This window comes from Pseudomonas sp. G7(2022), assembly GCF_052660475.1.
In genome coordinates, this window is the sequence record NZ_CP109659.1 from 2,703,315 (window position 1) to 2,729,394 (window position 26,080).

Sequence of the window (26,080 nt, forward strand, 5' to 3'; positions counted from 1 at the left end):
TGCCATCTCGTAACTGCCATGAGCTGCCTATGCGTGCCTTGTCCTTTCGTTTGAGATTCGTTGTCGCCGCGCTCGTCGTGAGCCTGATTTTTATCGCCGCGTGGCGCAGTCACCCTGAGCACGTGCTGGCGCCGTTCGCGGTTGAAACGCCTGTCGCCCAGGCTTCGGCAAATCCGGCCGAGCCGATGTACAGCAGCCGTTTCGTGTCCTCGGAACTGGATGATTTCGTGCACTCGTCTTCGGTCACCGCGCTGCCCGGCGGCGACTTGATGGCCGTGTGGTTTGCCGGCTCCCGGGAGGGCGCCGCCGATGTGCAGATCCGCACCGCGCGCTTCAACGCCAAGACCGCAGAGTGGGGCGCCGAACAGGTGCTGGCCACTCGCGAATCCACCGTCGCCGGCACCCAGCGCTATATCCGCAAGCTTGGCAACCCGGTGATCGCCCTGGCGCCTGACCAGCGCTTGTGGATGTTCTACGTGTCGGTGTCCGTCGGCGGCTGGGCTACCAGCGCGATCAACGTGATGGTCTCCGATGACCTGGGGCGCAACTGGACGGCGCCGCGACAGCTGATCACCTCGCCGTTCTTCAACATCAGCACCCTGGTGCGCGCCGCGCCGGTGTTCCATGCCGACGGCTCGATTGGCCTGCCGGTGTATCACGAGTTCATGGGCAAGTTCGCCGAGTACCTGTACCTGAGTGCGGATGGCGCGGTGATCGACAAATTCCGCATCAGTCGCGGCAAGCATTCGCTGCAACCGACCATCGTGCCGCAGGACGAACGCCGCGCCGTGGCGATGCTGCGTTATGCCGGTGAAACCCATCACAAGGTGCTGGCCAGCCGTACCGAAGACGCCGGGCAGACCTGGAGCGAGCCGTATCCGCTGGAACCGGCCAACCCCAACTCGTCGCTGGCGGCGGTGGGCACCGCCGATGACGGTTTGCTGGTGGCGCTCAATGACCTGCGTGACGGTCGCTTCAAGCTCAGCCTGTACGGCACCGATGCGAATCTCAACGACTGGCGCAACGTGATCGAACTCGACCAGTCCCCCGATCCCCTCGGCCAGCCGTTTTCGCCCGAGGCCTACAAGGCAATCATCGGCGAAGGCTTTCGGGCATCGAGCGGGGCGCAGCGTCTGCCGCTGGAGCAACGCTTTCTGAGCAACCTCGACTACCGCGTGTGCAAACCCGAAGGCTGTGAGTTCGAGTACGAATACCCGTACTTCAGTCGTGGCAGCGATGGCCTCTATCACCTGGTGTATTCCTGGAACAACACCTTCATCAAACATGTCAGCTTCAACGATGCCTGGCTGGCGGAGCGCCTGTGATGCTGTTTCTCTGGCAAGCCCATTTGAGTTTCATCCTGCTCGGTTTTGTCCTGCTGGGCTCCCTGCAATTTACCCGGCGCTGGCGGCCGTGGCTGTTGCCGGCGTTGGCGCTGGTCAGCTTCATTCCGCTCAATGGCCTGCCGCTGGCGGCATATGTGCGCAGTTTTACCGATGACCTGGCGATCACCACGCTGGTGTTTCTTGGCTGGGCCGCGTTGTTGCGCCTCGGTGTGGTTCACCCACTCAAACCGCTGGCGCGGGCGCAGGTTTTGGGGTTGTTCGTGGTACTGACGGTGCTGCTGTACCCGGCGACGATGGGCCTGACGTATGTCGATCCTTACCGTTGGGGCTTCAATCCCCGACCGATGATCGTGGTTGTCGGGCTGGCGACACTGGTGCTCTTGCGACTGCGCAATACGCTCGGCGTGGCGATGTTGGCGCTGGCAACTCTGGCGTTCGCGCTGCGACTCAAACCTTCGGAAAACTATTGGGATTACCTGATCGACCCTTTGCTGGCGGGTTATTGCCTGATTGCCGGTTTCGCATTTCTCGCCAAAGCAGCGTGGCAACACCTGCAATCCGAACGAACGACACAGAGGTAAATGATGGGGTGGTTGCAATCGCGCCGCCTGCGCTATGGCGTGGGCGCGACAGGTTTGGCGTTTCTGCTGTTTGCCTTGCTGCGGCTGGTGTTCTTGATGGGGTTTTCCGGGGTGGATGTCGCGCAGTTGTTTGCCGACCCGCAATGGTTGCAAACCCTGGGCATCGGGTTTCGTTTCGACTTGAGGCTGGCGCTGTTGCTGGTGCTGCCATTGGCGGTGCTGGCGTGGCTGCCGCGCTGGAACCTGACCACAGTGCCGTTACTGCGCGGCGTGGCCCGGGTTTATCTGCTGCTGGCGTTGGGGGTGATCGGACTGGTCTACATCATCGATTTTGGCCATTACGCCTACCTCGGCGTGCGGATCAACGCCACGGTATTGCGTTATCTGGACGATGCGCAGATCTCGCAGCAGATGGTCCGGGAAACCTATCCGGTGCTGTGGATTGCGCTGGGCTGGCTCGCGGTTCTGGCGCTGTGGTTCTACGGGTTTGTGCGACTGGAACGGTTGACGCTGGCCCGTGAACCTCAAGTGATCCGCCGCAGCTCAGTCGCCGTGGGCGCGGGGCTCGGATTGGTGGCTGTGCTGCTGGCGCTGTTGGGCCGGGTCGACAAACTCAACCTGGAAAATCCGGTACCGCTGCGTTGGAGCGATGCGTTCTTTTCCGGCAACGGACAGATCGCCGCCGTGGGCCTGAATCCGGTGCTGTTCCTCTACGACACGCTCAAGGCCGGCCAGGCGCAATTCGACGAGGCGCAAGTGCGGGCGCATTACCCGGTCATTTCCAGGTATCTGGGAGTGGATCGAGCGGATGCGCAAAGCCTTGCATTCGAGCGCCGGCAAGCCGTACAGCCCTACAGCGTCGCGGCCGAGCGGGCACCTAACGTGATGTTCGTCATGCTCGAATCCCTGGGCACCAGCGCGGTGGGGGCGTATGGCAACCCGTTAAACCCCACGCCCAACCTTGATCGTCTGGCAGGTGAGAGCTGGTTCTTCAAACACTTCTACGTCCCGGTCACCGGCACTGCAAAAACCGTGTGGGCGAGCATCACCGGCGTTCCCGACGTCACCCGGCAGGAGACCGCCACCCGTCATCCGCTGATCACCAACCAGCACACGCTGATCAATGCGTTCACCGATTACCAGAAGCTCTACATGATCGGCGGCAACGCCGGTTGGGCCAACATCAATGCGCTGATCCAGCAAAGCATCGACGGCGTGCGTCTGTACGAGGAGCGCGACTGGCGTTCGCCACGTGTGGATGTGTGGGGGATTTCCGATCTGGACCTGTTCAAGGAAGGCGATGAGATCCTGCGCGCACTGCCCAAGGACAAACCGTTCTTCGCCTACGTGCAAACGTCGGGCAATCACCGGCCTTTCACCATTCCCAGAGACAACGACGGCTTCGAGGTCAGCAACCTGTCGCTGGAACAGGTGCAAAACGCCGGTTCACGCAGCGTCGAGCAATACAACGCCGTGCGGCTGCTGGATTTCAACATCGGTCGCCTGATGGAACTGGCCAAGGCCGGCGGCTATTACGACAACACGATTTTCGTGTTCTTCGGTGACCACAACACCCGCATCAGCCGCATCCCGCACATGCCGCCAGCCTTCGAACAACTGGGGCTGGAGAGCAACCATGTACCGATGCTGATTCATGCGCCGGGCCTGCTCAAACCCAAGGTGATCGAAGAAGCGGTGGGGCTTGCCGATCTGTTGCCGACGGTGGCGGGCATGGCCGGCGTGGCTTTCGAGAACCGCGCCATGGGTCGCGACCTGCAGCAACCGGCACCCGAAGGCGAGCGAGTGGTGCCGCTGGTGTTGCGCGAGGGGACGTTTCCGCTGATTGGCGGGGTGACCAAGGACCATCTGCTGCAAATGCAACACGACGGCAGCGCGCCGACGCTGCATGACTTGAAATCGGCGACACCGCTGGAGAATGTGGCTGATGCGCATCCTGAGGAGTTTCAACGACTGGTCGAGCTGACGCGGGGGCTGCACGAAAGCGCACGGTTGATGCTGTATCGCAACGTGCGTTGACGGCCCTCTCTCGATGAAAGAGGGCCGCCCCGGTTTCAGGTGTGATGGATGTCGCGATCCTTGGTTTCCGGCATGAAGAAGATCCCGAGAATCGCCGTCATTACCGCGATGACAATCGGGTACCACAAGCCGTAGTAGATATCCCCGGTGGCCGCGACCATCGCAAACGCCACGGTCGGCAGGAACCCGCCAAACCAGCCGTTGCCGATGTGGTAGGGCAGCGACATCGAGGTGTAGCGGATGCGCGCCGGGAACAACTCGACCAGCCACGCCGCAATCGGGCCGTAAACCATGGTCACGTAGATCACCAGTACGGTCAGCAGGATCAGGACCATCGGGTAATTGGTCTTGGCCGGGTCAGCCTTTTCCGGGTAGCCGGCCTCTTTCAACGCGGTGCTGAGGCTGGCGGTAAAGGCGTCGTTGCGGGCTTTGAAGTCGGCGGCCGGCAGGGCGGTGCCTTCGAAACTTTCGATGACTTTGTCACCAATGCGCACCTGGGCCACGGTGCCCGGTTCCGCCACCACGTTTTCGTACGGGATCGCCCGTTTGGCCAGGAGGGTTTTCGCCAGGTCGCAGGAGCTGGTGAATTTGGCCTTGCCCACCGGATCGAACTGGAACGAGCACTGGTCAGGGCTGGCGACCACTTTGACCGGGTTCTTCTCCTGAGCGACGAAGACATCAGGGTTACCGTACTGGGTCAGCGCATGGAAGATCGGGAAGTAGGTCACCGCCGCCAGAATGCACCCGGCCATGATGATGCCCTTGCGCCCGATGCGGTCGGACAGGCTGCCGAAAATCACGAAGAACGGCGTGCCGATCAGCAGCGAACCGGCGATCAGCAGGTTGGCGGTCTGCGGGTCGATCTTCAGTGTTTGCAGGAGGAAAAACAGCGCGTAGAACTGCCCGGTGTACCAGACCACCGCTTGGCCGGCGGTGCCGCCGAGCAGGGCCATGATCACGATTTTCAGGTTGTCCCAACGGGCAAAAGACTCGGTCAGCGGGGCTTTCGAGGATTTGCCTTCTTCCTTCATTTTCTTGAACACCGGCGACTCGTTCAGTTGCAGCCGGATGTATACCGAGACCGCCAGCAGCAGGATCGACAGCAGGAACGGAATCCGCCAGCCCCAGGCCTCGAACGCCTCGGTGCCCAGCGCCGTGCGGCAAGCCAGAATCACCAGCAGCGACAGAAACAGCCCCAGCGTCGCGGTGGTCTGAATCCACGAGGTGAAATACCCGCGTTTGCCCTTCGGCGCATGCTCGGCGACATAGGTCGCCGCGCCGCCGTATTCACCGCCCAGCGCCAGACCTTGCAGCAGGCGCAGGGTAATCAGAATGATCGGCGCCGCGACTCCGATGGTCGCGTAACCGGGCAGGAAGCCCACAATCGCCGTCGACACACCCATGATCACAATCGTGATCAGAAACGTGTGCTTGCGCCCGATCATGTCCCCCAGCCGCCCGAACACCACCGCCCCAAACGGCCGCACCGCAAAACCGGCGGCGAAGGCGAGCAGGGCGAAGATGAACGAGGTGGTCTCGTTGACCCCGGCAAAGAAGTGCTTGGCGATGATCGCGGCAAGGGAGCCGTAAAGGTAAAAGTCGTACCACTCGAACACCGTGCCGAGGGACGAGGCGAAGATGACCTTGCGCTCCTCACGGCTGACACTGTGGTGCGGGGCACTGCCGGTGGACATGCTGTCGAGTACGGCCATGGGTGTTCTCCGTTGTGCTTGTTTTTGTAGGCCGGAGCACCTATCAGTGTTGCTGTACCCGTGGCCTGGGGGTGTTGCGCTTCACCGGGTGGGGGGAGCGCGGACAGACTGACGGCCTCGCGGATTGGGCGAGGTTCTATTGAGCATAATTGGGTTTGGGGGGATATCCAGTTGCGAAGAGTTATCAAACAACTCAGTGACGGCGGGGGAGACCCCGCCGCTAGGTATTACTCGGTCGGTACGACCTTATCCAGAACCTGATTCACCGCCAGTTCCGCCAACATCACCACCTGCGCAATACCTTGCGCAGTCTTGCGGTGGGGGCCCTGGAGGAGGTCGGCGAAGTTGTTGAGCATGACGTTGGCCGAGCCGAGGGTTTCGGCGGCGTCGACCAGCAGGGATTCGTTGCTGCTGGCCGGGTTGGTCTGGTAGAGGCGGTTGGGTGAGTAGGGCGCGGCCATCATGTGGGCTGTCATCGGGCCGAGGTGGTAGTCGAGGGCGCGGTTGGCAGCTTCGTTGAATTTCTTCGAATCAGGGCATTCGTAGGGGGAAGTTGGGTCGGTGATGCTGGCCGGTTCGGTGACCGGGGGATTCGGAGTTACTTTGAACATTGGCTCTAACCTCTCTAAGGAGTGAGGCTGCAACCATCTCGCTGCTAAACGAATTAGGGTGGCAGCTGCGCGCAGGTTAGCAGACCGATGAGCCAAGCAATCGGCGCACCCGAAGGTGCCCTGCGCACAGCCACCATCAAGCTCAGAGATACCTGATTTGATAGAGGCTTGTACGGCTTGACTCAACGGGCTGCTAAACCCGATCACTGCGAATCAGTGACCCGATCCAAGTTACCGGCCGACCCCAGGGCGCACAAGCCGGCGGATTCTGGCGTAGCCGTAGGCGCTGGCGCAAGGATTTGTGGGCAATTGCGCGTAACTCAAAGTGTCTTTAAACACACGCATCGAAACGTGTTTAGCGGCCCACAAAACACACTGAAACATCCGTCAGAATCCACCCTGAAAGCCGCCATGGCTTCAAACCCGCCGTTGTGTCTGTAAACTGGCCGCCCGAAACGGCGCGCGATCGCGCCGTCCTCACTGCCAGCGAAGGACTTTCCCATGGCCAACCAAGACATCACCTACACCCCGGATCCGGATGCAGACTCGATCTCTTCGGACGTGACCGAATTCAACGGCATCCTGATGTCGACCCAGATTCCGACCCGTGCCGATGGCAGCCTGGAACTGGGCGATGTCACTGCGCAAAGCGAATGCACCCTGCAGGCGCTGAAAGTGGCGCTGGAAAAGGCCGGCAGTTCGATGGATCGCGTGCTGCACCTGACCATTTACCTGACCGACATGGCTGATCGCGCTGCGTTCAACGAGGTGTACAAGCGCTACTTCGCCAAGCCTTGGCCGGTGCGAGCGGCGGTGGGTGTGGCGGCGCTGGCGGTTGAAGGGATGAAGGTGGAAGTGACTGCGATGGCTGCCAAGGCCTGATTTACGCGTCAGCGGCTATTTCAGATAACAGCATGGCGGCATTGAGTATCAATCAAACGACTCGGGCCGCCATTTGAAATTCAGATTTGAGATTCAGTTTTTGCGAATTAAATAGATGCTCTAAAGTTCTATGGCAACTCCGTATTTTTTCTTCAGAAGCTCATCGTGAGTAACAATAATCAAACAAGGGATGTTGGCAATCAGCCAGTCCATAATTCTTTTGGCCGTTATTCTGTCCAGTGCCGAGGTGGGTTCATCCAGGATTATTGTTGTTTTCTCTCTTAAAATCGCTCGCCCTATGGCAATTCTTTGTCGTTCTCCGCCGCTAAGTCCTCCTCCTGAAATGTCTATGGCGGTGGATAGCAAAGCTTCAATGTCAGCGTTGTCTCTAGAGAATCCTAAAAGTTCAAGAATCAAAGCCAATTTTTGTGGGCTGGCACTTTCAGTTCCATAAAGCAGATTGTCTTTTAGCGTTCCGGGTAATAGCACCGGATTCTGTGGTGCAACAGAAACTTCGGACAGTATGTACTCACTTAATGATTCATCTATGGGGTGTCCTTTATAGTGGGCTGTACCTTTATAGCTGTCTTCAAATCCTAGCAGGGTGTTTATGAGTGTCGTTTTTCCAGTGCCGGATCGGCCAGATATTATGTGTATGCCTGGACCAAATTTATAACTGACGCTGCTTAGGATGATTTTGTTGTCTTTGGTGAGTGATACACCATGCAGGGAGAATAGATGTGTGTCTTTGTGTTTTTTGGGGTAATACGGTTTATTGATATTCTCTTCGATGTATTTTATTCCAATGTTCAAAGATACGAGATTTGCCTGAAGATTGATTAACGTTCCGGCCAATATATGTAACTGCATGGTGAACATGGTGATGTAGCCCACAATCATGACAAAGTCACCGGCGGTAAGGCGAGTAGGGTCGCTCATCCCCGAAAGTATGACAAAAAAGGTTAGTGTGGTGCCGATCGCCAGCCCCTGCAAGCCGAGGCGCATTCCCATGTGAAGATTTGCTTTTCTGATTGTCTTCACGTATTTGTCGAAGAAGGATCGCCCCGAAAGAAGTTCTTTGGGGAGGCTGTTGTTGAGCCTTATGTCATAAATTCTTCCGAGCCTTTGAATGGTGTAGCTGGAAAGCTCATTGTCAGCCTCAAATATGGACTTGTGAATATGTGAGCTCGATTTGGCTACGTGGACGGCTATCAAAATCAAACCAATGCAAAAAACAAAAAACAGGATTGCATAGAAATAACCCATGGTCGTAAAAAGAACGCTCATGGCAATAATCATTTCAAGCGCGATGGGAACGATTGTCCAAAAGATGCCTATGGTGACCATGCTGAAACTGCCTGCTGATCTGTTTATATCGGCGACAATGTATCCAGGGTCAAGGGGCTGCTGCTTTCGATGGGAGTATCTAAAAATCCTGGAAACTATTTCTTCGTAAAGGGTTGCATCGCATTTGGCCAATATCCACGCTGAAAATACCCCGCGAACATTGGAGAGAATCTGTGATGCTGTCCACAGGATTGCATAGGCACTGGCAAAAACAAGGAATTGAGTCTGTGCGCTCTGTATTTCATTAATAGCGTTGGCTGCATTTTTCAACAAAATGGGGAGGGCCGAACTCAAGGAGCTGCATGCAATGAATATCGTGGAGACCCCGATGAAACCCGTCACGAATCCTCGATAGTTCTTCGATATGATCTTGAAAGTTTTTAAGTAGTAACTGAACCAGTTCACTTGCGACCCTTTATGTGTAAGCAACTGCTCGAACGGGGGTACCGCAAACCAGTACGCACTCGATAAATCGATCAGTTCTTTTCTGTGGTCAGGAACGGTAAGGAACTCGCTCTAAACTCTCCAGTCGGCGCATTCCGGTGTAGTTGTAGGTAACGGCGCAAGATTCTGTAGCCGGATTTATAGCAGCCACCCGGCAGCACAGACGTGCCGCCCACGCGTTTCGCGGCTACAATGCGCGCCTCAACCGTGACAGCCTGACTAAAAAAACATATGTCCTTGCCCAAACATCACCTGGAACTGCTCAGCCCCGCCCGTGACGTGGCCATTGCCCGCGAGGCCATCCTGCATGGCGCCGACGCGGTATACATCGGCGGCCCGAGCTTCGGTGCGCGTCATAACGCGTGCAACGAGGTGAGCGAAATCGCCGAACTGGTGGAATTTGCCCGTCGCTATCACGCGCGCATCTTCACCACCATCAACACCATCCTGCACGACAACGAACTGGAGCCGGCGCGCAAGCTGATCCATCAGTTGTACGACGCCGGCGTCGATGCGCTGATCGTCCAGGACCTGGGCGTGATGGAGCTGGACATTCCACCCATCGAGCTGCACGCCAGCACCCAGACCGACATCCGCACCCTTGAGCGGGCCAAGTTCCTCGATCAGGCCGGTTTCTCGCAACTGGTACTGGCCCGTGAACTGAACCTCAAGGAAATCCGCGCAATCGCCGATGAAACCGATGCCGCCATCGAGTTCTTCATCCACGGCGCGTTGTGCGTGGCGTTTTCCGGTCAGTGCAACATTTCCCACGCGCAGACCGGGCGCAGTGCCAACCGGGGCGACTGCTCCCAGGCCTGCCGTCTGCCGTACACCCTGAAAGACGAAAAGGGTGGCGTGATCGCCTACGAAAAACACCTGCTGTCGATGAAGGACAACAACCAGAGCGCCAACATCCGCGCACTGGTCGAGGCCGGTGTGCGTTCGTTCAAGATCGAAGGTCGCTACAAGGACATGGGCTATGTGAAGAACATCACCGCCTATTACCGCCAGCGCCTCGACGACGTGCTCGAAGACCGCCCGGACCTGGCCCGCGCTTCCAGCGGCCGCACCGCGCATTTCTTCATGCCGGACCCGGAAAAGACCTTCCACCGTGGCAGCACCGACTACTTCGTCAGCGAGCGCAAGATCGATATCGGCGCGTTCGATTCGCCGACCTTCACCGGTCTGGCGGTGGGCGTGGTCGAGAAAGTCGGCAAGCGTGACATGCAGGTCATCACCCACGAGCCACTGTCCAACGGCGACGGCCTCAATGTGCTGGTCAAGCGCGAAGTGGTGGGGTTCCGCGCCAACATCGCCGAAGCCAAGGGCGAGTTCGAGGAAGAAGGCGAGAAGCGCTATCGCTACCGCGTCGAGCCGAACGAGATGCCGGAAGGCCTGTACAAGCTGCGCCCGAACCACCCGCTGAACCGCAACCTCGACCACAACTGGCAGCAGGCCTTGCTCAAGACCTCCGCCGAGCGTCGTATCGGCGTGAGCTGGCTGGCGAAGCTTCGCGAAGAGCGTCTGGAACTGACCGTGACCAGCGAAGAGGGCATCAGCGCCAGCGTCGCGCTGGAAGGCCCGTTCGGTGTCGCCAACAAACCGGAACAGGCGCTGGAGACTCTGCACGACCTGCTCGGTCAGCTCGGCACCACCGAGTACCACGCGACCTCGATCAAGCTGGATGCGCCGCAAGCGTTCTTCATCCCGAACTCGCAGCTCAAGTCGTTGCGTCGTGAAGTGATCGAAGCGCTGACCGCCGCCCGCGTTGCCGCCCATCCGCGCGGTTCGCGCAAGGCCGAGACCACGCCACCGCCGGTGTACCCGGAAGCGCATCTGTCGTTCCTGGCCAACGTCTACAACCAGAAGGCTCGCGACTTCTACCACCGTCACGGCGTGAAGCTGATCGACGCGGCGTACGAGGCCCACGAAGAGGCGGGCGAAGTGCCGGTGATGATCACCAAGCACTGCCTGCGGTTCTCCTTCAACCTGTGCCCGAAACAGGCCAAAGGCGTGACTGGCGTGAAAACCAAAGTCGCGCCGATGCAGCTGATTCACGGCGACGAAGTGCTGACCCTGAAGTTCGACTGCAAACCGTGCGAGATGCACGTGATCGGCAAGATGAAGGGCCACATCCTGAATCTGCCGCAGCCGGGCAGTGTGGTGGGGCATATCAGCCCTGAAGACCTGATGAAGACCATTCCTCGGGCACCGCACTGATTCAAGGGCAATAAAAAACCGGTGACGCAAGTCACCGGTTTTTTTATGCCTGCCAGAAACTCAACTGGCTTCGTAGCGCGATGCCGTTGGTGGTGCCGCTTCGCCACTCAACGCATCGACCATCGGCGGATGCTCCTGCGCTGCCTGACGCAAGTCTTCGGTCACCCGCAGCTCGGCGCCAGTCGGCGAGAAGGTCGCAGCCGCCGCAAACGGCGCCGGGTTGGCCGGCACCGGACGCTTGCCGCGACGCCAGAAGAAGAACGTCACCATGCTCAGGTTGACCAGCGCGAAGGCCCAGAACAGGCCGGTTTCGCCGTGGGCGTTCATTGCCGGCGAGATCAGCAGCGGGCTCATCGCCGAGCCCAGGGAGTTGATCAGCAGCATGCCTTGAATCATCGGCACCAGGGTTTCAACCGGCGCACGGTCGGCGGCATGGCTGACCGCAACCGGGTACAGCGCGAACACGCCGCCACCCAGCAGGAACAGCATCGCTGCGAGCATGGCCGAGGACAGCGGCACCAGCACGATCACCAGCGACAGCACGGTGCACGCGGCGCACAGCACGGTCAGCACTTGCAGGCGATCCTTGCGGTCGGACCAGCGCCCGACCGGGTATTGCAGGAGCATCGCGCCGAGGATCGTCCAGGCCATCATGCTGCCGACTTCGCCGACGTTCAGGCCGATGCGTTGCAGGTACAGCGGCAGCAGGGTGTAGATCGCCGCGATGGTCACGCCGGAGCCGAAGCAGCCGACCAGCCCGGTGGGCGACACGCCCAGCAGTGCCCGTGGCTTGAGCGGTTCGACCTGTTCCAGCAGCGGTGAAACCCGCGGCAGGATCACGATCGGCAGCACCGACAGGGTTGCGAGCATGCCGGCGACCATGAACGGCGCCGTGTCGCCCAGCCCGGTGATTTTCCCCAAAAACGCCTGACCCAGCACGCCGGCGCCGTAGAGGACGATCATGTACAGCGCCAGCAGGCGCCCGCGAATCTTCGCGTCACCGGCCAGCAGCAGCCAGCTCTCGATCACCAGAAACACGCCGACCGTGGCCCAGCCGTTGATCAGGCGCAGAACGACCCAGCCCCAGGTGTCATAAAACAGCCCTTGCAGCAGGATGGTCGCGGCGATCAGCGAGGCGAAGCTGCTGTAGGCGCGGATGTGGCCGATGCGCAGGATCAACCGGTCATTGAAAATCGCGCCCAAGGTAAGGCCGATGAAATAGGCCGAGGACACGATGCCAATCATCGTCGCCGATTCGCCGGCCGCGCCCAGGCGCAGAGTGGTCAAAGAAGACAGAAAGCCGTTGCCCAGCGCAACAATGAACAGCCCGAGCAGGGGCGCCAGCGCCATGGCCAGCAAACGCGGTGTCATAAAAACCTCAAGTGATCGAACAGCGGAACGTGCGCCTCTGCGCATGCGAGTGCCAAGCCGAAGTGTGTTGAAGACAAACGACCGCCGAACGGGCAGGACGATTGAGCCTGGCGCACTTTGTGAAAGTGGCCGGCTGTTCAAACCTGAGGGTTGTCATGGCTGCGGGCAGGCGCCGTTCGGGCGACTGCAAGAGGAGGCGCGATTTTAAGCCTTGTGTGGCGTTTGCCAAGGTGCCGGACCTGCGACGTTGGGACGCAGGCTCGTCCGTTTCAGCACTGATCACGCCGATCGTTCCCACGCTCCGCGTGGGAATGCCTCCATGGACGCTCTGCGTCCGCCGTTGGAAGGGACGCGGAGCGTCCCGAGCTTGATCGATAACCCCAGCGCATTCATTGCCCGGATGAAAAGTCGCTGTATCGATCCGGTTTCCCTCGTTAGCCTGTGCGGTCGAATCGCGATTTTGATCCAGAGGCAATGATGCAAATAAGAGGCGAGCGTGCCGCCACGGCGTGCGGGCTGTTGGCGATTGTGTTGTGGAGCACCGCCGCCGGTTTGATCAGGGGCGTCAGTGAACATTTCGGCCCTCTGGGCGGGGCCGCGATGATTTACACCCTGGGGGCGATCCTGCTGGTGATGTTTCTCGGGCGACCGCGTCTTCGTTCCACGTCAACACTCTATCTCCTGCTCGGCAGTGGGTTGTTCGTTGCGTATGAGGTGTGCCTGTCTTTGGCGCTGGGGTTTGCCAGTGACCGGCAACAGGCGATCGAACTGGGTGTGGTCAATTACCTTTGGCCATGCCTGACCGTGGTGCTGGCGATTTTCATGAACGGGCAGAAAACCCGCTGGTTCATCGTTCCCGGCAGTGCGCTCGCACTGTTTGGCATTCTCTGGGTGGTCAGCGGTCAGGGCCTGTCGTTGCCGGGGATCAATGCCAACGTCAATTCCAACCCGCTGAGTTACAGCCTGGCGCTGGCCTGCGCGATCACGTTTGCGCTGTATTGCAACGTCACGCGCCGCTACGCCAACGGGCAGAGTCTGGTAGTGCTGTTTTTCGTGCTGACGGCGATTGTTTTGTGGGTGAAGTGGGGCTTCAGCAGTGAACGGATTTCTGCATTCACAGTGGGCAATTCCCTCGAACTGATCGCCACCGGCATCGCCATGGCCGGCGGTTATGCGTTGTGGAATATCGGCATCCTGCGCGGCAACCTGACTTTGCTGGCGACCGCATCCTATGGCGCGCCGGTTTTGTCGTCAGCGTTCGCCGCGCTGTGGCTGGGTGTCAGTTTGCAGATGCAGTTCTGGCAGGGCGCGGTGCTGGTGACCGTGGGTTCGCTGATCTGCTGGCAAGCGACGCGGCAACGTCAGTTCTCCTGAAAAAACGGCGTTGCCGCGCATGCCCGTCAGCCCACGGACTTCAACGGAATCGGCCCCTTGAGCCGGTCCATCATCGTGGCGCAATACCAGTCATCGAACTGGCAGACGCCGGTTTCCGCCGTTTCCGAGTACGGCCCCGGTTCATAGGACGGGGAGGTCACGCCGCGCTGGGTGCCCTCGACCAGCGTGCGGTCCTGATCGTTGGTGGCGATCCAGACTTTGGTCAGGCGTTCGAGGTCGTAGTCCACGCCTTCCACTGCCGTGTCCGGCACCAGCCATTTGGTGGTGACCATGGTTTGTGTGGCGCTGATCGGTAATACGCGGAAGCTCAGGGCATGGTCGCCGAGGAAGTGGTTCCAGGTGGACGGGTAATGGAAATAGAGCAGGGCGCCGATGTCCGGCTCGGCGGTTTTGTCCAGACGCCCGTTCACTGCCGGCTTGCCGTCCATGGTGTAGCTGACGGCCCCGGACGACAGCGGAATGCGGGTCATGCGGTACTGACCGTTGATGTCCATCACCAGACGGCTCGGCAAACCGGCCTGCTCGCAGGTGTTCCAGTACGCCGACAACTGTGGGTCGTCTTCGCCGCTGAGGCCGCCCACCGACAGGTTGTCGACGAAGGATTTCAACAACTCCGGGTGGGAACCGTCGCAGTGGTAGCACTCGCGGTTGTTCTCGAACACCAGCTTCCAGTTGCCTTGTTCGATGATGGTCGACTCGAACGCCACTTTGCAGTTGTCCAGATAATGCGGGGCGATGAACGGGCTGACGGCTTTGCGAAAACCTTCGAAGTCCGGCGCCTTGGTGGCGACGCAGACATAGATGTAGCTGTGCACGATCTCGCAATGCACGGACTTCAGGTTGTACTGGGCCTTGTCGAAATCCTGGCCCATGTTGCCGGCGTACAGCAAGTTGCCGTCCAGCTCGTAGGTCCACTTGTGATAAGGGCAGACCATTTTCGCGACCTTGCCGTGTTCGTGTTCGCAGATCTTGGCGCCGCGATGGCGGCAGGCGTTATGAAACGCCCGGATCTCGCCATCCTTGCCGCGCACCACGGCGACCGGGTAATCACCGATCTGCAGGGTGAAGTACTGGCCGGGTTTGGAAATTTCGAAGGTGTGCCCGGCGAATATCCAGTCCTTGTGCCAGATCTGCTCGAGATCCTGGCGATAGACGTTTTCATCCTTGTAGAGGACGCCCGGCAGCGAGTGCCAGGGTTTGCGCTGGGCGATCAGGTCAAACACGGTGTCTTTATTGTTCATTGTTTTCCTCGTCATGCGCGTAGGGCCGGAACAGGTCCAGCCTATCTGTGCCGGGAAAGCCGTCACAAACGACATTTCCTGCGGGTAATCGATGCGTTGCGGTTATGGGTGAGGGCGTCTGAAGATCGGCTCAAGCGTGGCGATGGCCGACGCAGACTGGTCCAGATTGCGAATCGCCTGTTTCACCGCGAGGCTGCGTTCATGGCCGAGGCTTGAGGCGAACAGGTCGAACTTCTGCTCCAGTTCTTCGCGACTCAGGGCCGTTTCGGGATCGCCGCGCGCGGCGGTGATCGGGCTGACGAGCACGTTGCCGTTTTTCAGGGTGACGGTGACGCGCGAGAGGATTTCATTGGGGAATCGCGCCGAAATATCGGCGGCTTCAACGATCTCGATGCGTGCGCTCAAGGCGCGGATGTCGGCGGCGTGTATGGATTCGCCGGTGACTTCGTCCGGGCCGAGTTTGCCCCTGACGATCAGCGCCGCCAGCGGAAAGGCCAGGGCGTATTGCGCCTGATCGGCATCCGCCGGGGTGTGACCTTGCAGGCACATCGATTCGTAGAAAGTCTCGACGCGGATCGTTTCGATCGCGTCAGCGTTGAGCCCGGCGTTCTCCTGTTGCAGTTGCAGCATCGCGGTCAGCGCCGGTTGCGCCCAACGGCACACCGGCCAGGGTTTGAAATACTGGCTGTCGATTTCCCAGCGCTGACCGAGGTCGAGCCAGTGCTCGGCGACCGAGGCGTCCTCGACGGTTTCCGCTGGCGCACCGGTCACGCCTTCCTTGGCCATCAGCAGCGCATTCAAACCGACAAAGGCGCCGCTGCCGTGGGCGTCACGCAACATGGTCGGAAACGCGATCAGGCGCATCATCGGGCAACGGGCGCTGAAGTATTCGGCGATGCCCAAGGCATTGCGAAAGGTCGGCTCGTCAAAACCGAGCAAGCGGGCGCCGGCGCAGACCACGCCAATCGCCGAAAAGCCGCCGGATGCGTGGTACGTCGGGGAGGTTGCCATCAGCGCTGTTCCGGCGCGAAGTCCGGTTTCATAGCCGAGGCACAGCGCGCTCAACAGCTCATGTCCGCTGACTTCCTTGCCTTGGTGATGCAGCGCATCGGCGAGGGCGAGCAGGGCCGGCACCACGGTCGCGCCAGCGTGCCCCTTGGATCGGAAGTGGCCTTCGTGGGCATCGAGGCTGTCGGCGGAAAAGCCGCCAGCCCAACCCGCGCCCAGCAGGCTCACGCGCTGACCGTCGAACAGCAGACGACTGCCGTATTCGCCGGTGGGATAGTGGGAAACAGCAAAACGGCGCAGCGCCACACTTGTGTCATTGGACGCAGCACCGGCCATGACGCCGACGATATCCAGCAGGCTGTTTTGCAAAATCTCCCGGGTCTTGGCCGGGGCCTGGATGAAGTCAAAGTCGCGGCAGAATTCGTAGAGTGACATTCAACAATTCCTTCCTGTGAGGGGAACCGGCCAGATCCCGACCGGCGCCGCTCCACAATGAGTCAGGAAGGTTGTGCGGCTCCAACGACATTTTCGTCGGGCAATTGATAACCAAATCGATGGCTAGCGGCGGGGAAACTTCGACAGGATCCATTCGCGAAACCGGCGCAATGCGTCTTCGTTGTCCGCATTTTCCCGGCAGGCCAGGTAGTGCCAACTGTTGCGCAGCTGGACTTCCTGTTCAATCGGGCGCACCAGCAATCCCTGTTGCACCAGCGGTGCCACCAGATGATTCCAGCCCAGCGCGATGCCTTGATGGGTGAGCACCATGCTGATCAGCAGGTTGTAGTCATTGGCATTGAAAATCTGCGGACTGGTTGCCGGACGATCATCGATATCGATGGCCTGAAATGCCAGCCACACGCCCCAGTCGACATGCTCGGCCACTTGCGAGCGCCCATAGGGGCTGAGATTGAGCAGGGCCGAATCGCGCACACCCTCGATGGTCGAGATTTCCGGATGCTTCTCCAGATACTGCGGCGTGCACACCGGGTAGATCAGGTCATGGCACAGCGGGTAGCTGCGGTAGCCTTCGCGGACACGCGAAATCTTGGTGATGAACACGTCGGGCTGGACACCGGGCTCCATGGTCAGGAAGTTCTGGGTGGTGATCAGGTTCAGCTCGATGCCTTCGCTCTGGGCGAAAAACTCGGGCAGATGATTCGACAGCCACAATGCAGAGAACGCCGGGGAACAGCAGATGGTCAGCACTTTCTTGCCGGACTGGCTGCTGCGAATGCGCTCGGCGGCCTGGGCGATGTTGACGAACGACAGCTGCGCGGCATCGAAGAACAGCGCGCCCGCCGACGTGAGTTCGACGGCCCGCCCGACGCGGGTGAACAACTGCGCCCCCAGATAGCTTTCCAGCTCGCGGATCTGCCGGCTGATCGCGGCCTGGGAAACACACAATGCTTCGGCGGCACGGGTGAAACTCTGGTACTTCGCGGCCGCGACAAATGCCTTCACAGCCCTTAAGGACGGCATCTTCAGCAAGATGGTGTCGGGATCGACATGCTTGGTCATTCGTACAGCCTCCTGATATTGCGGCTTGCGGGCGAAGCGCGACGAGGGTAGCGGAAGCCTGCGGGTAGGGATACGCCAGCGTCGCTGCAAGGATAGTCCCGGTCGCGGATGAGCGATGTCTGGCCCGTCACATCGACGCTCGCAAGATCCATAACCCGACGTTATCAACATGTCCCTGTAAATGTCGTTGGATTAAGCAGGGGGATGCTAATAAATTTGAAACGTCCCTCGTTCCTGGGGTCCCAAAAATAATAAAAGGAAACCCGTCGTGACGACATATAACTATTACCGCTGCCGCTCAAAACCAGTTTCGCTCGATTGCATATTGTTTGAACCCGAATATGCACTACGCGATGGAGGCAAGGTATGACTCGCTCCGACGAAATAATTTGCGTAAAGAATGTTTATAAAGTCTTCGGTACTCAGCCAGCACTGGCCATGAAGTTGATCGAAGAAGGCGCATCGAAAGCGGAAGTTTTCAAAAAGACCGGGCAGGCCATCGGTGTATTCGATGCCAACTTCTCGGTCAAACGCGGCGAGATCTTTGTCATCATGGGTTTGTCCGGTTCGGGCAAATCGACCATGGTCCGACTGTTCAATCGCCTGATCGAGCCGACCTCCGGCAGCATCTTTCTGAATGGCCGGGAAATCACCGGCCTGGGCGACAAGGACTTGTTGCAGGTGCGCCGCAAAGACATGGGCATGGTCTTCCAGTCGTTTGCCCTGATGCCGCACATGAGCGTCATCGACAACGTCAGCTTCGGCCTGGAAATCAGCGGTGTCAGCGAAAAGGAACGCTACTGCCGGGCCATGGGCGCCCTTGAGCAAGTCGGGCTTTCCGGGCAGGAAATGTGCTTTCCTCACCAGCTCTCCGGCGGCATGCAACAGCGAGTCGGCCTGGCCCGCGCCTTGGCTAATGACCCGGCCATCCTGCTGATGGACGAAGCGTTCTCCGCGCTTGATCCGATGATCCGCAGCGAGATGCAGGGCGAGCTGATCAAGCTTCAGGCCGAGCAGGATCGCACCATCATTTTCATCTCCCACGACATTGAAGAAGCCGTTCGCATCGGTCACCGCATCGCGATCATGGAGGGCGGGCGCGTGGTGCAGATCGGCACCCCCCGTGAGCTGCTGTGCAATCCGGTGAACAAGTATGTACGGGACTTCTTCAACGGTTTCGACACCAGCCGGATATTGCGCGCCGGCGATATCGCACAAACCGATTCGGGCATTGTTTATGAACCGGGTCGCCAAACTCCGATAAAGGCCGACGCTTCCTTGCGCGAGATATTTCACCTTGTTGCGGCTTCATCTACGCCAATGCCGGTAGTCGATGAAGTTGGACTTTATAAAGGTTCGATCTCGCAGGGGCATCTTTTAAGTTGCCTGGGTAATAGCTGAGCTTCTGTTAAACAAGAATGATCACGCAGTACGCAAGTGCGAGGTAGCGTCATGTCCGACTTTAACTTTCTGGATCCCTTCCAGAGTTTGAATATTCCGCTGGGGTCGTGGGTTGAAACCGCCCTTAAATACCTGGTGCATAACTTTCGGGATGTCTTCCGCTCGATTCGCTGGCCGGTCGATCAGGTGCTCGACGGCGTCCAGTGGGGGCTGCTTTCGCTGCCGCCGACGGTGTTCATCATCATCGCCGGGCTGATCAGCTGGCAGATCGGCGGCAAACGCATCGCGATCTTCAGCGTGGCAACCCTGACCGGGCTCGGGCTGATCGGCGTGTGGAACGACGCCATGGTCACCCTGGCACTGGTGCTGACCTCGCTGTTGTTCTGCGCGGTGATCGGGATTCCGCTGGGCATTCTCTGTGCCCGCAGCGACCGCACCGAAATGGTCATCCGCCCGGTGCTCGATGCCATGCAGACCCTGCCGGCGTTCGTCTACCTGGTGCCGGTGGTGATGCTGTTCGGCATCGGCAACGTGCCGGGTGTGATTGTCACGATCATCTTCTCCGTCGCGCCGCTGGTGCGGCTGACCAACCTCGGCATTCGTCAGGTGCCGGCGGACAAGGTCGAGGCGGCGCGGGCCTTTGGCTGCACACCGATGCAGATGCTGATGAAGGTTCAATTGCCGCTGGCCGCGCCAACCATGATGGCCGGCTTGAACCAGACCTTGATGCTGTCGCTGTCGATGGTGGTGGTCGCCTCGATGATTTCGGTCGGCGGGCTGGGGCTGATGGTGCTCAGCGGCATCGGTCGCCTCGATATGGGCCTGGCCAGTGTCGGCGGAGCAGGGCTGGTGTTGCTGGCGGTGTTCCTCGATCGCCTGACCCAGGCCATGGGTGAACGCAGCGCCGATCTGGCCACCGGGCAGCGCTGGTATGAGAGCGGGCCGGTCGGCCTGGTCATGAAGTTGAAGAAAAAGAAGAACGTTGCTCGTGCGGTTATTAACTGAACCTTTCTGCTCACCGATTAAAACTCCAAAGCGTGGTGAAACATGAAACTGGCAAATCTCAAGAAAAGCGTTGTGGCGGGTGTGGTTGCTTCAGTCATGGGCACGATCCTGTGTTCAGCAGCGTTCGCGGCGGACGCCAGCAAACCTGGCGCCGGTGTGTCGATCACTCCGATTTTCCCGACCATCGCCGAAGAGCGTTTTCGCGGTGAAGTGGTCGTGGCCGGGCTCAAGGAGTTGGGCTACGACGTCAAGCAGCCCAAAGAGACCGATTACCCGGCGATGTTCCTGGCGCTGTCCTACGGCGACGCGGATTTCACCGTGCATGAGTGGGAGCACCTGCACGAAGCCTTTTATGAAAAGGCCGGCGGCGATGACGTGATGGTCAAGGTCGGGCAGATCATGAAAGGCGTGCTACAGGGTTACCTGATCGACAAGAAAACCGCAGACGCCTATCACATCAAGGATCTGTCGGATTTGAAGAAACCGGAGATCGCCAAGCTGTTCGACAGCAACGGTGACGGCAAGGCCGACCTGACCGGTTGCAACCCGGGCTGGGGCTGCGAAGTCATGGTCGAGCACCACATGAAGGCTTACGGCCTGGAGCCGACCGTCGTCGACAACCGCGGCTCGTACTTCGCGCTGATGGCCGACACCATCGCCCGCTACCAGCAAGGCAAACCCGTGCTGTTCTTCACCTGGGTGCCACAGTGGATTTCCAGCGTGCTGGTCGAAGGGCGCGACGTGGTCTGGCTGCCGGTGCCATACACCGATCTGCCTGACGGCAAGGAAAGCAAGGACACCTTCTATGAAGGCAAGAACCTCGGCTTCCCGGTGGATACGGTCAACGTTGTCATGAACAAGGAGTTCGCCGAGAAGAACCCGGTGGCCCGCAAGTTCCTCTCCGAAGTCAGCATCAGCACCGCCGACGAAAGCGCGCAGAACCTGAAGATGCAGCAGGGCGAGAAGTCCCTGGCCGACATCAAGCGCCACGCCGCCGAGTGGATCAAGGCCCACCAGCAAAGTTATGACGGTTGGCTGAATGATGCGCGGGCGGCGGCCAAGTAAGCGGGTTGTTCCTTGTCAAATGACGGTATCGGGTGGCGCAGCATGGACACTTTCCAAAGCACATTGAAACTGCAGAACATCGGGTTTCGCCAGACCACGGATCTGGTCGAGCATGAACGCGTCGTGCGGGTGGCGTTCATCCTGCTCGATCACTTCTCGCTGACGACCCTTTCGACAGCCATGGACGCGCTGGCCACCGGCAACCTGATCAACGGCGATACGGTTTACAGGATTTCGACTTATTCGTTGCAAGGCGGTCTGGTCGACAGTGATGTCGGCGTGCCGATTTCCTCGCAACGGCTGGCGGCGGAAGGCTTCAATCAGGATGCGGTGATCGTTGTGGGTGGTCAGCGGGTCCGGCTGTCGTCCAGCCCGATGTTGCGTCGGGTTCTGAAAAAAGTGGCTTGCGCCAAAGGCGTCGTGGCGGGTTGCTGGAACGCTGCGTTCTACCTGGCGGATGCGGGATTGCTGGAGGGGCAGGAGTTCGCCTGCCATGGCGATAGTCGCGCACTGATCGGCGAGTATTTCCCGCAATTGAAGGCGTGCACTCGGGACTTCGCCTTTGGCCAGCGTCGCGGGACGTGCGCCAATGCCTGCTCGGCGCTGGACATGACACTGGCGCTGATGCAGGAACTGGGTTCGCGCAGCGATGCGTCATTGGTGGGTGAGATCAGACGAGTGCACCAGCCGAAAAGCCGGGAAACGCTGCGCACCGAAGATGTCCGGCCGGCAGCCATTCCCAAGCCGTTGAACATGGCGCTTTCGCTGATGGAACAACACATCGAGGAGCCGCTGGAAATTGACGAGATCGCCAGTCACGTCGGTGTTTCCCGCCGCCAACTGGAAAGACGATTCGCGAGGTATCTGAATGCCGCTCCCAACCGCTATTACCTGGAGTTGCGGCTGACCCGGGCCCGGCAGTTGATTGTGCAAAGTGATCGTTCATTGACGGATGTGGCGTTGGCAACCGGGTTTGTCAGCTATCCGCACTTCTATAAACGCTTCAAGGATCTGTTCGGACTGCCGCCCATGACCTTCCGGGATTACTACTACGCGAACGATTACGGTGCCGGGCGATATGCGCTCGCCGCCAACTTCTGAGCGATTGAGTAGATTCAAGTAACGCAACTTTGATGGCTGTTTTCATTCAACGCGATTCCGCGCGTTTGCTTCGTGTCGGGTTCGATTTGTCATTTCAACAATAAACGGTTCAACACTATGAAAGTCAGTTCGCTGCCCGCCGATGATGACAGCTGTGGCTGGTTCCACCTGAGCCGGCCGCGCAGTCCCGAGCCTGGCCATCGCGGCCACCGTTCGGCGCGTTGGGTCGTCGTGGGTGCCGGCTTCACCGGGCTGGCGGCGGCACGCCAGCTCGCGCTGAACTTCCCGGACGATGAAGTGGTGCTGATCGAAGCGCAGGAAGTAGGGTTGGGGCCGTCCGGTCGCAATGCCGGTTTTGCGATCGATCTGCCCCATGACATCGGGGCCGAGGACTATATCGGTGATATCGATCTGGCCCGGATCAGTCTGAAGCTGAACCTGGAGGGCCAGTCGATCCTGCGCAATCTGGTCGATCAGTTCGGTATCGATTGCCAGATGAAAGCCTGCGGCAAGTATCAGGCCGCCGTGGAAGAACGCGGCATCGCGGTGCTGGAAGCTTATCGCCGGGGTCTCGACAAGCTCGGTCAGCCGTATCAGATGATCGAGGCCGAAGAATTGCCCGAGCATCTGGGCACCCGTTTCTACCGCAAGGCGTTGTTCACCCCCGGCGCGGTGCTGGTTCAGCCGTCGGCGCTGGTGAAGGGCCTGGCGGACAGTTTGCCGGCCAACGTCACCCTCTACGAGCGCACGCCGATTCTGGAAGTGGAATACGGCGCCAAGACTTTGCTCAAGCACGCTCACGGCAGCATCACCGCCGACAAACTGATCCTGGCCAACAACTCGTTCGGCATGCGCTTCGGTTTTCTGCAGGGCCGCATGTTGCCGATCTACACCTACGCCAGCATCACCCGCCCGCTGACCGATGAAGAGCAGGCGCGTCTCGGTGGCAAACCGTTCTGGGGCGCGATTCCGGCCGACCCGTTCGGCACTACGGTGCGGCGCACGCCCGACAACCGTTTGCTGATCCGCAACAGCTTCAGCTTCAACCCCGATGGCCGCAGCAACAGCAAATACAACGAGCGCTTCGTGCGCCGGCACCGCGCGTCATTCGATCAGCGCTTCCCGATGCTGCCGGGGGTGAAGTTCGAATACACCTGGGGCGGGGCGCTGGCCATGTCGAGGAACCACAACGGCTTCTTCGGCGAACTGGCGCCGAACGTTTACGGCGCGCTGGGCTGCAATGGCCTGGGCGTCACCCGTGGCACGGTCACCGGCAAGTTGCTGGCCGACTGGCTGGCCGGGGAGCGCGACGGCTTGATCGATTTTCTGTTGCAGGCCCCGGGGCCGACGGGCAACCCGCCCGAACCGTTTCTCTCGTTGGGCGTGAACATGAACCTGAAGTGGGGGCAATACCGCGCCGGCCGCGAAAGTTGAACGCTCATCGCCCGAACTGCGCGATGAACTGAAGTAGCGATGCACTGAATACAAGGACAAGAAATGAACAACGTTGCTGTATCAATCGAGGACGTACCGCTCAATGGTTTTCATCGTCTGCTGACGATCCGTTCGGCCGGTGGCTCCTTTGTCGACGGGTATGTTCTGAGCATCATCGGTGTGGCGCTGGTGCACATGTCCAGGTCTCTGGCACTGGACGATTTCTGGGAAGGCATGATCGCCGCCTCGGCGCTGATCGGCATTTTCTTCGGCGGTTTTCTCGGCGGCTGGCTGACCGATGTGCTGGGGCGCAAACGTCTGCTGTTTGTCGGGCCGACCCTGTTCATCGTGGCCTCGCTGGCGCAGCTGTGGGTCGATTCGGCGGTGGCGCTGTTTTTTCTGCGGCTGCTGCTGGGAGTGGCGGTGGGCATCGAGTACCCGGTGGCGACTTCGCTGCTGGTCGAGTTCATGCCGCGCAAATATCGCGGCCCGCGTCTGGCGACGCTGACAATCATGTGGTTCGCCGGGGCTGCAACGGCGTATGTCGTGGGCGAGCTGATGTTCAAGCTGTGGGGCTCCGATGCCTGGCGGCTGGTGCTGGCCAGCGCGGCGATCATCGGCGCCATGCTGTTTCTGGTGCGCATCGGCACACCCGAATCGCCGCGCTGGCTGCTGAGCAAGGGCCGCGCCGCTGAAGCCGAAGCGATCATCAAACAGGTCTACGGCAACGACTTCTCCCTGGCCAATCTCCCCGAGCACCGGGTGGGCGAGAAGCTGACGATCTTCAACCTGCTGCACTCCGGCTACGGCAAACGCATGCTGTTTGTCGTGGTGTTCTGGACCTGTTCGGTGGTGCCGCTGTTCGCCGTGTATGCCTTTGCGCCGAAGGTGCTGGCCGCACTCAATCTGCAGGGCGACTGGTCATCCCTGGGATCGGTGGCGATTACCTTGTTCTTTGTCATCGGCTGCGTGATTTCGACCCGGATCATCAACCGTGTCGGCCGACGCAATCTGTTGATCTACAGCTTTCTCTGCTCGGGCCTTGCGCTGCTCGGGCTGGCCGTCGGTCATGCCGGGCCCAATGCGCTGGTGCTCGCCTTCTTTGCCGTTTACGCCTTGTTCATCGGTGGCGCCCAGGTGCTGACGCTGGTGTACCCCAATGAACTGTTCCCCACGGAAATCCGCGCCTTCGCGGTCGGTGTCGGCACCTCTCTGTCGCGCATCGGCGCCGCAGCGGGGACTTATCTGGTGCCGGTTTCCCTGAGCACGCTGGGCATCGCCCAGACTATGTACATCGCAGCGGCCGTCACCCTGGTCGGCCTGGTGCTGTCGTGGGTGCTCGCGCCGGAAACCCGATCGCTCAACCTGCAACAGGCTGCCTCGCTGAACTGAACCTTGCCCGAGCCTTAACGGCGTCGGGCCAACGAATTGAACACTGCAATCACTGGAGAAAAACCTATGAACTTTGACGGCATCTTTACCCCTGCCATTACGCCTTTGTCCGCCGATGGCCAGATCGACTATTCGGCGTTTGCCGAAGTGGTCGAATATCTGATCGAGTCGCGGGTTCACGGCATCGTCATCGGTGGTTCGACCGGCGAGTACTACGCCCACACCACCGCCGAGCGGCTGAAAGTGGCCGAGCGCGCCAAGGAAGTGATCAACGGCCGCATCCCGCTGGTGATCGGCACGGGCGGGATCCGCACCGAAGATGCGGTGGCCTTCGCCGAGCACGCCAAGTCGATCGAGGCCGACGCGATTCTGGTGGGCTCGCCGCCCTATGCCTTGCCGACGCAAAAGGAAATCGCCGAACACGTGCTGGCCGTGGACAAGGCCGCCGGCCTGCCGATCATGCTCTACAACTACCCGGCGCGGATGGGCGTAGCGATGGGCCCGGAATTCTTCGAGGCGATTGCCGGTTGCAAGAATATCGTCGCGATCAAGGAAAGCTCCGGCGACACCGCTCAATTGCATCGTCTGGCACATTCGCACCCTTCGATCCAGCTGTCCTGCGGCTGGGACGACATGGCCCTGGAGTTCTTCGCGTGGGGCGCGCGCAGCTGGGTCTGCGCCGGTTCGAACTTCATTCCGGCCGAGCACATTGCGCTGTACGAAGCCTGCGTTCTGGAGAAGAACTTCGACAAGGGCCGGCGGATCATGTCGGCGCTGTTGCCGCTGATGGACGTGCTGGAAAGCGGCAAGTTCGTTCAGTCGATCAAGCACGGCAGCGAACTGGTCGGCCTGCGGGCCGGCGGTGTGCGCAAGCCGATGCAGCCGCTCGAAGCGTCCGAGAAGGAAGTGCTGGAAAGCGTGATCAAGACCCTCAAGCAGAATGTGGCGCGCATCGTCGCGGAGGTTTGA

General features: G+C 59.8%; 20 protein-coding genes. 13 read left to right on the top strand and 7 right to left on the bottom strand.

Annotated features, from left to right (window positions below; genetic code table 11):
* Nucleotides 1–29 precede the first annotated feature (29 nt).
* The 3 genes from NE357_RS12105 to NE357_RS12115 are packed head-to-tail and all read left to right on the top strand — an operon-like array spanning nucleotide 30 to nucleotide 3,964.
* On the top strand, nucleotides 30–1,325 hold the full coding sequence (locus NE357_RS12105; RefSeq protein ID WP_169430047.1) for a sialidase family protein: 1,296 nt from the start codon (nucleotides 30–32) through the stop codon (nucleotides 1,323–1,325).
* Nucleotides 1,325–1,927 carry a hypothetical protein gene (locus tag NE357_RS12110; RefSeq protein ID WP_169430048.1) on the top strand — a complete coding sequence of 201 codons (603 nt, stop codon included), beginning with the start codon at nucleotides 1,325–1,327 and terminating at the stop codon, nucleotides 1,925–1,927. Before NE357_RS12105 ends, NE357_RS12110 begins: the two co-directional genes overlap by 1 nt.
* A gap of 3 nt (nucleotides 1,928–1,930) precedes the next feature.
* Entirely contained in the window at nucleotides 1,931–3,964 is a 2,034-nt protein-coding gene (locus tag NE357_RS12115; protein ID WP_169430049.1) for an LTA synthase family protein, read from the top strand.
* 35 nt (nucleotides 3,965–3,999) lie between these two features.
* Here NE357_RS12115 and NE357_RS12120 read toward each other — a convergent pair whose 3' ends face one another.
* Nucleotides 4,000–5,676, bottom strand: a complete 1,677-nt coding sequence (locus tag NE357_RS12120) for an MFS transporter (RefSeq protein ID WP_169430050.1) — start codon at nucleotides 5,674–5,676, stop codon at nucleotides 4,000–4,002.
* A gap of 227 nt (nucleotides 5,677–5,903) precedes the next feature.
* Nucleotides 5,904–6,287, bottom strand: a complete 384-nt coding sequence (locus NE357_RS12125; protein ID WP_169430051.1) for a DUF6124 family protein — start codon at nucleotides 6,285–6,287, stop codon at nucleotides 5,904–5,906.
* 501 nt (nucleotides 6,288–6,788) lie between these two features.
* Between NE357_RS12125 and NE357_RS12130 the strand changes: the two genes are divergently transcribed.
* The gene (locus tag NE357_RS12130; protein ID WP_007955413.1) at nucleotides 6,789–7,169 is read left to right on the top strand and encodes a RidA family protein; all 381 of its coding nucleotides are present in this window, start codon (nucleotides 6,789–6,791) and stop codon (nucleotides 7,167–7,169) included.
* 120 nt (nucleotides 7,170–7,289) lie between these two features.
* Here NE357_RS12130 and NE357_RS12135 read toward each other — a convergent pair whose 3' ends face one another.
* The gene (locus NE357_RS12135) at nucleotides 7,290–8,858 is read right to left on the bottom strand and encodes an ATP-binding cassette domain-containing protein (RefSeq protein ID WP_169430052.1); all 1,569 of its coding nucleotides are present in this window, start codon (nucleotides 8,856–8,858) and stop codon (nucleotides 7,290–7,292) included.
* Nucleotides 8,859–9,191: 333 nt separating this feature from the next.
* On the opposite strand from NE357_RS12135, the gene NE357_RS12140 reads away from it, so the two are divergent.
* Nucleotides 9,192–11,180, top strand: coding sequence for a peptidase U32 family protein (locus tag NE357_RS12140; RefSeq protein WP_169430053.1), 1,989 nt, complete (start codon nucleotides 9,192–9,194; stop codon nucleotides 11,178–11,180).
* A 60-nt stretch (nucleotides 11,181–11,240) separates the two neighbouring features.
* Here the strand turns inward: NE357_RS12140 and NE357_RS12145 are convergent, their stop codons facing one another.
* Complete coding sequence (locus NE357_RS12145; RefSeq protein WP_169430054.1) at nucleotides 11,241–12,551, bottom strand: MFS transporter; 1,311 nt, start codon at nucleotides 12,549–12,551, stop codon at nucleotides 11,241–11,243.
* Between the two features lie 477 nt (nucleotides 12,552–13,028).
* Between NE357_RS12145 and yddG the strand changes: the two genes are divergently transcribed.
* Entirely contained in the window at nucleotides 13,029–13,925 is an 897-nt protein-coding gene (yddG, locus tag NE357_RS12150) for an aromatic amino acid DMT transporter YddG (RefSeq protein ID WP_169430055.1), read from the top strand.
* A gap of 26 nt (nucleotides 13,926–13,951) precedes the next feature.
* Here the strand turns inward: yddG and NE357_RS12155 are convergent, their stop codons facing one another.
* From NE357_RS12155 to NE357_RS12165, 3 genes are all read right to left on the bottom strand, one after another.
* On the bottom strand, nucleotides 13,952–15,187 hold the full coding sequence (locus NE357_RS12155; protein WP_169430056.1) for an aromatic ring-hydroxylating oxygenase subunit alpha: 1,236 nt from the start codon (nucleotides 15,185–15,187) through the stop codon (nucleotides 13,952–13,954).
* A gap of 102 nt (nucleotides 15,188–15,289) precedes the next feature.
* Nucleotides 15,290–16,630: an MmgE/PrpD family protein gene (locus NE357_RS12160; protein WP_169430057.1), complete on the bottom strand. Its 1,341-nt coding sequence runs from the start codon at nucleotides 16,628–16,630 to the stop codon at nucleotides 15,290–15,292.
* Between the two features lie 123 nt (nucleotides 16,631–16,753).
* The gene (locus NE357_RS12165) at nucleotides 16,754–17,713 is read right to left on the bottom strand and encodes a LysR family transcriptional regulator (protein ID WP_007955405.1); all 960 of its coding nucleotides are present in this window, start codon (nucleotides 17,711–17,713) and stop codon (nucleotides 16,754–16,756) included.
* A 366-nt stretch (nucleotides 17,714–18,079) separates the two neighbouring features.
* On the opposite strand from NE357_RS12165, the gene NE357_RS12170 reads away from it, so the two are divergent.
* The 7 genes from NE357_RS12170 (at nucleotide 18,080) to NE357_RS12200 (ending at nucleotide 26,080) form a co-directional block, all read left to right on the top strand.
* On the top strand, nucleotides 18,080–19,114 hold the full coding sequence (locus NE357_RS12170; protein ID WP_169430058.1) for a quaternary amine ABC transporter ATP-binding protein: 1,035 nt from the start codon (nucleotides 18,080–18,082) through the stop codon (nucleotides 19,112–19,114).
* A gap of 51 nt (nucleotides 19,115–19,165) precedes the next feature.
* Nucleotides 19,166–20,119: a glycine betaine/L-proline ABC transporter permease ProW gene (gene proW, locus NE357_RS12175; protein ID WP_169430059.1), complete on the top strand. Its 954-nt coding sequence runs from the start codon at nucleotides 19,166–19,168 to the stop codon at nucleotides 20,117–20,119.
* A gap of 42 nt (nucleotides 20,120–20,161) precedes the next feature.
* A complete protein-coding gene (proX, locus tag NE357_RS12180) occupies nucleotides 20,162–21,184 on the top strand; it encodes a glycine betaine/L-proline ABC transporter substrate-binding protein ProX (RefSeq protein ID WP_169430060.1) in 1,023 nt (340 codons plus the stop codon).
* Between the two features lie 42 nt (nucleotides 21,185–21,226).
* Nucleotides 21,227–22,285 (top strand): GlxA family transcriptional regulator, encoded by a 1,059-nt coding sequence (locus tag NE357_RS12185; protein ID WP_169430061.1) that lies wholly within the window; start codon nucleotides 21,227–21,229, stop codon nucleotides 22,283–22,285.
* Nucleotides 22,286–22,402: 117 nt separating this feature from the next.
* A complete protein-coding gene (locus NE357_RS12190) occupies nucleotides 22,403–23,719 on the top strand; it encodes an NAD(P)/FAD-dependent oxidoreductase (protein WP_007955396.1) in 1,317 nt (438 codons plus the stop codon).
* Between the two features lie 63 nt (nucleotides 23,720–23,782).
* Nucleotides 23,783–25,111 carry an MFS transporter gene (locus tag NE357_RS12195; RefSeq protein WP_169430062.1) on the top strand — a complete coding sequence of 443 codons (1,329 nt, stop codon included), beginning with the start codon at nucleotides 23,783–23,785 and terminating at the stop codon, nucleotides 25,109–25,111.
* 66 nt (nucleotides 25,112–25,177) lie between these two features.
* On the top strand, nucleotides 25,178–26,080 hold the full coding sequence (locus tag NE357_RS12200; RefSeq protein WP_169430063.1) for a dihydrodipicolinate synthase family protein: 903 nt from the start codon (nucleotides 25,178–25,180) through the stop codon (nucleotides 26,078–26,080).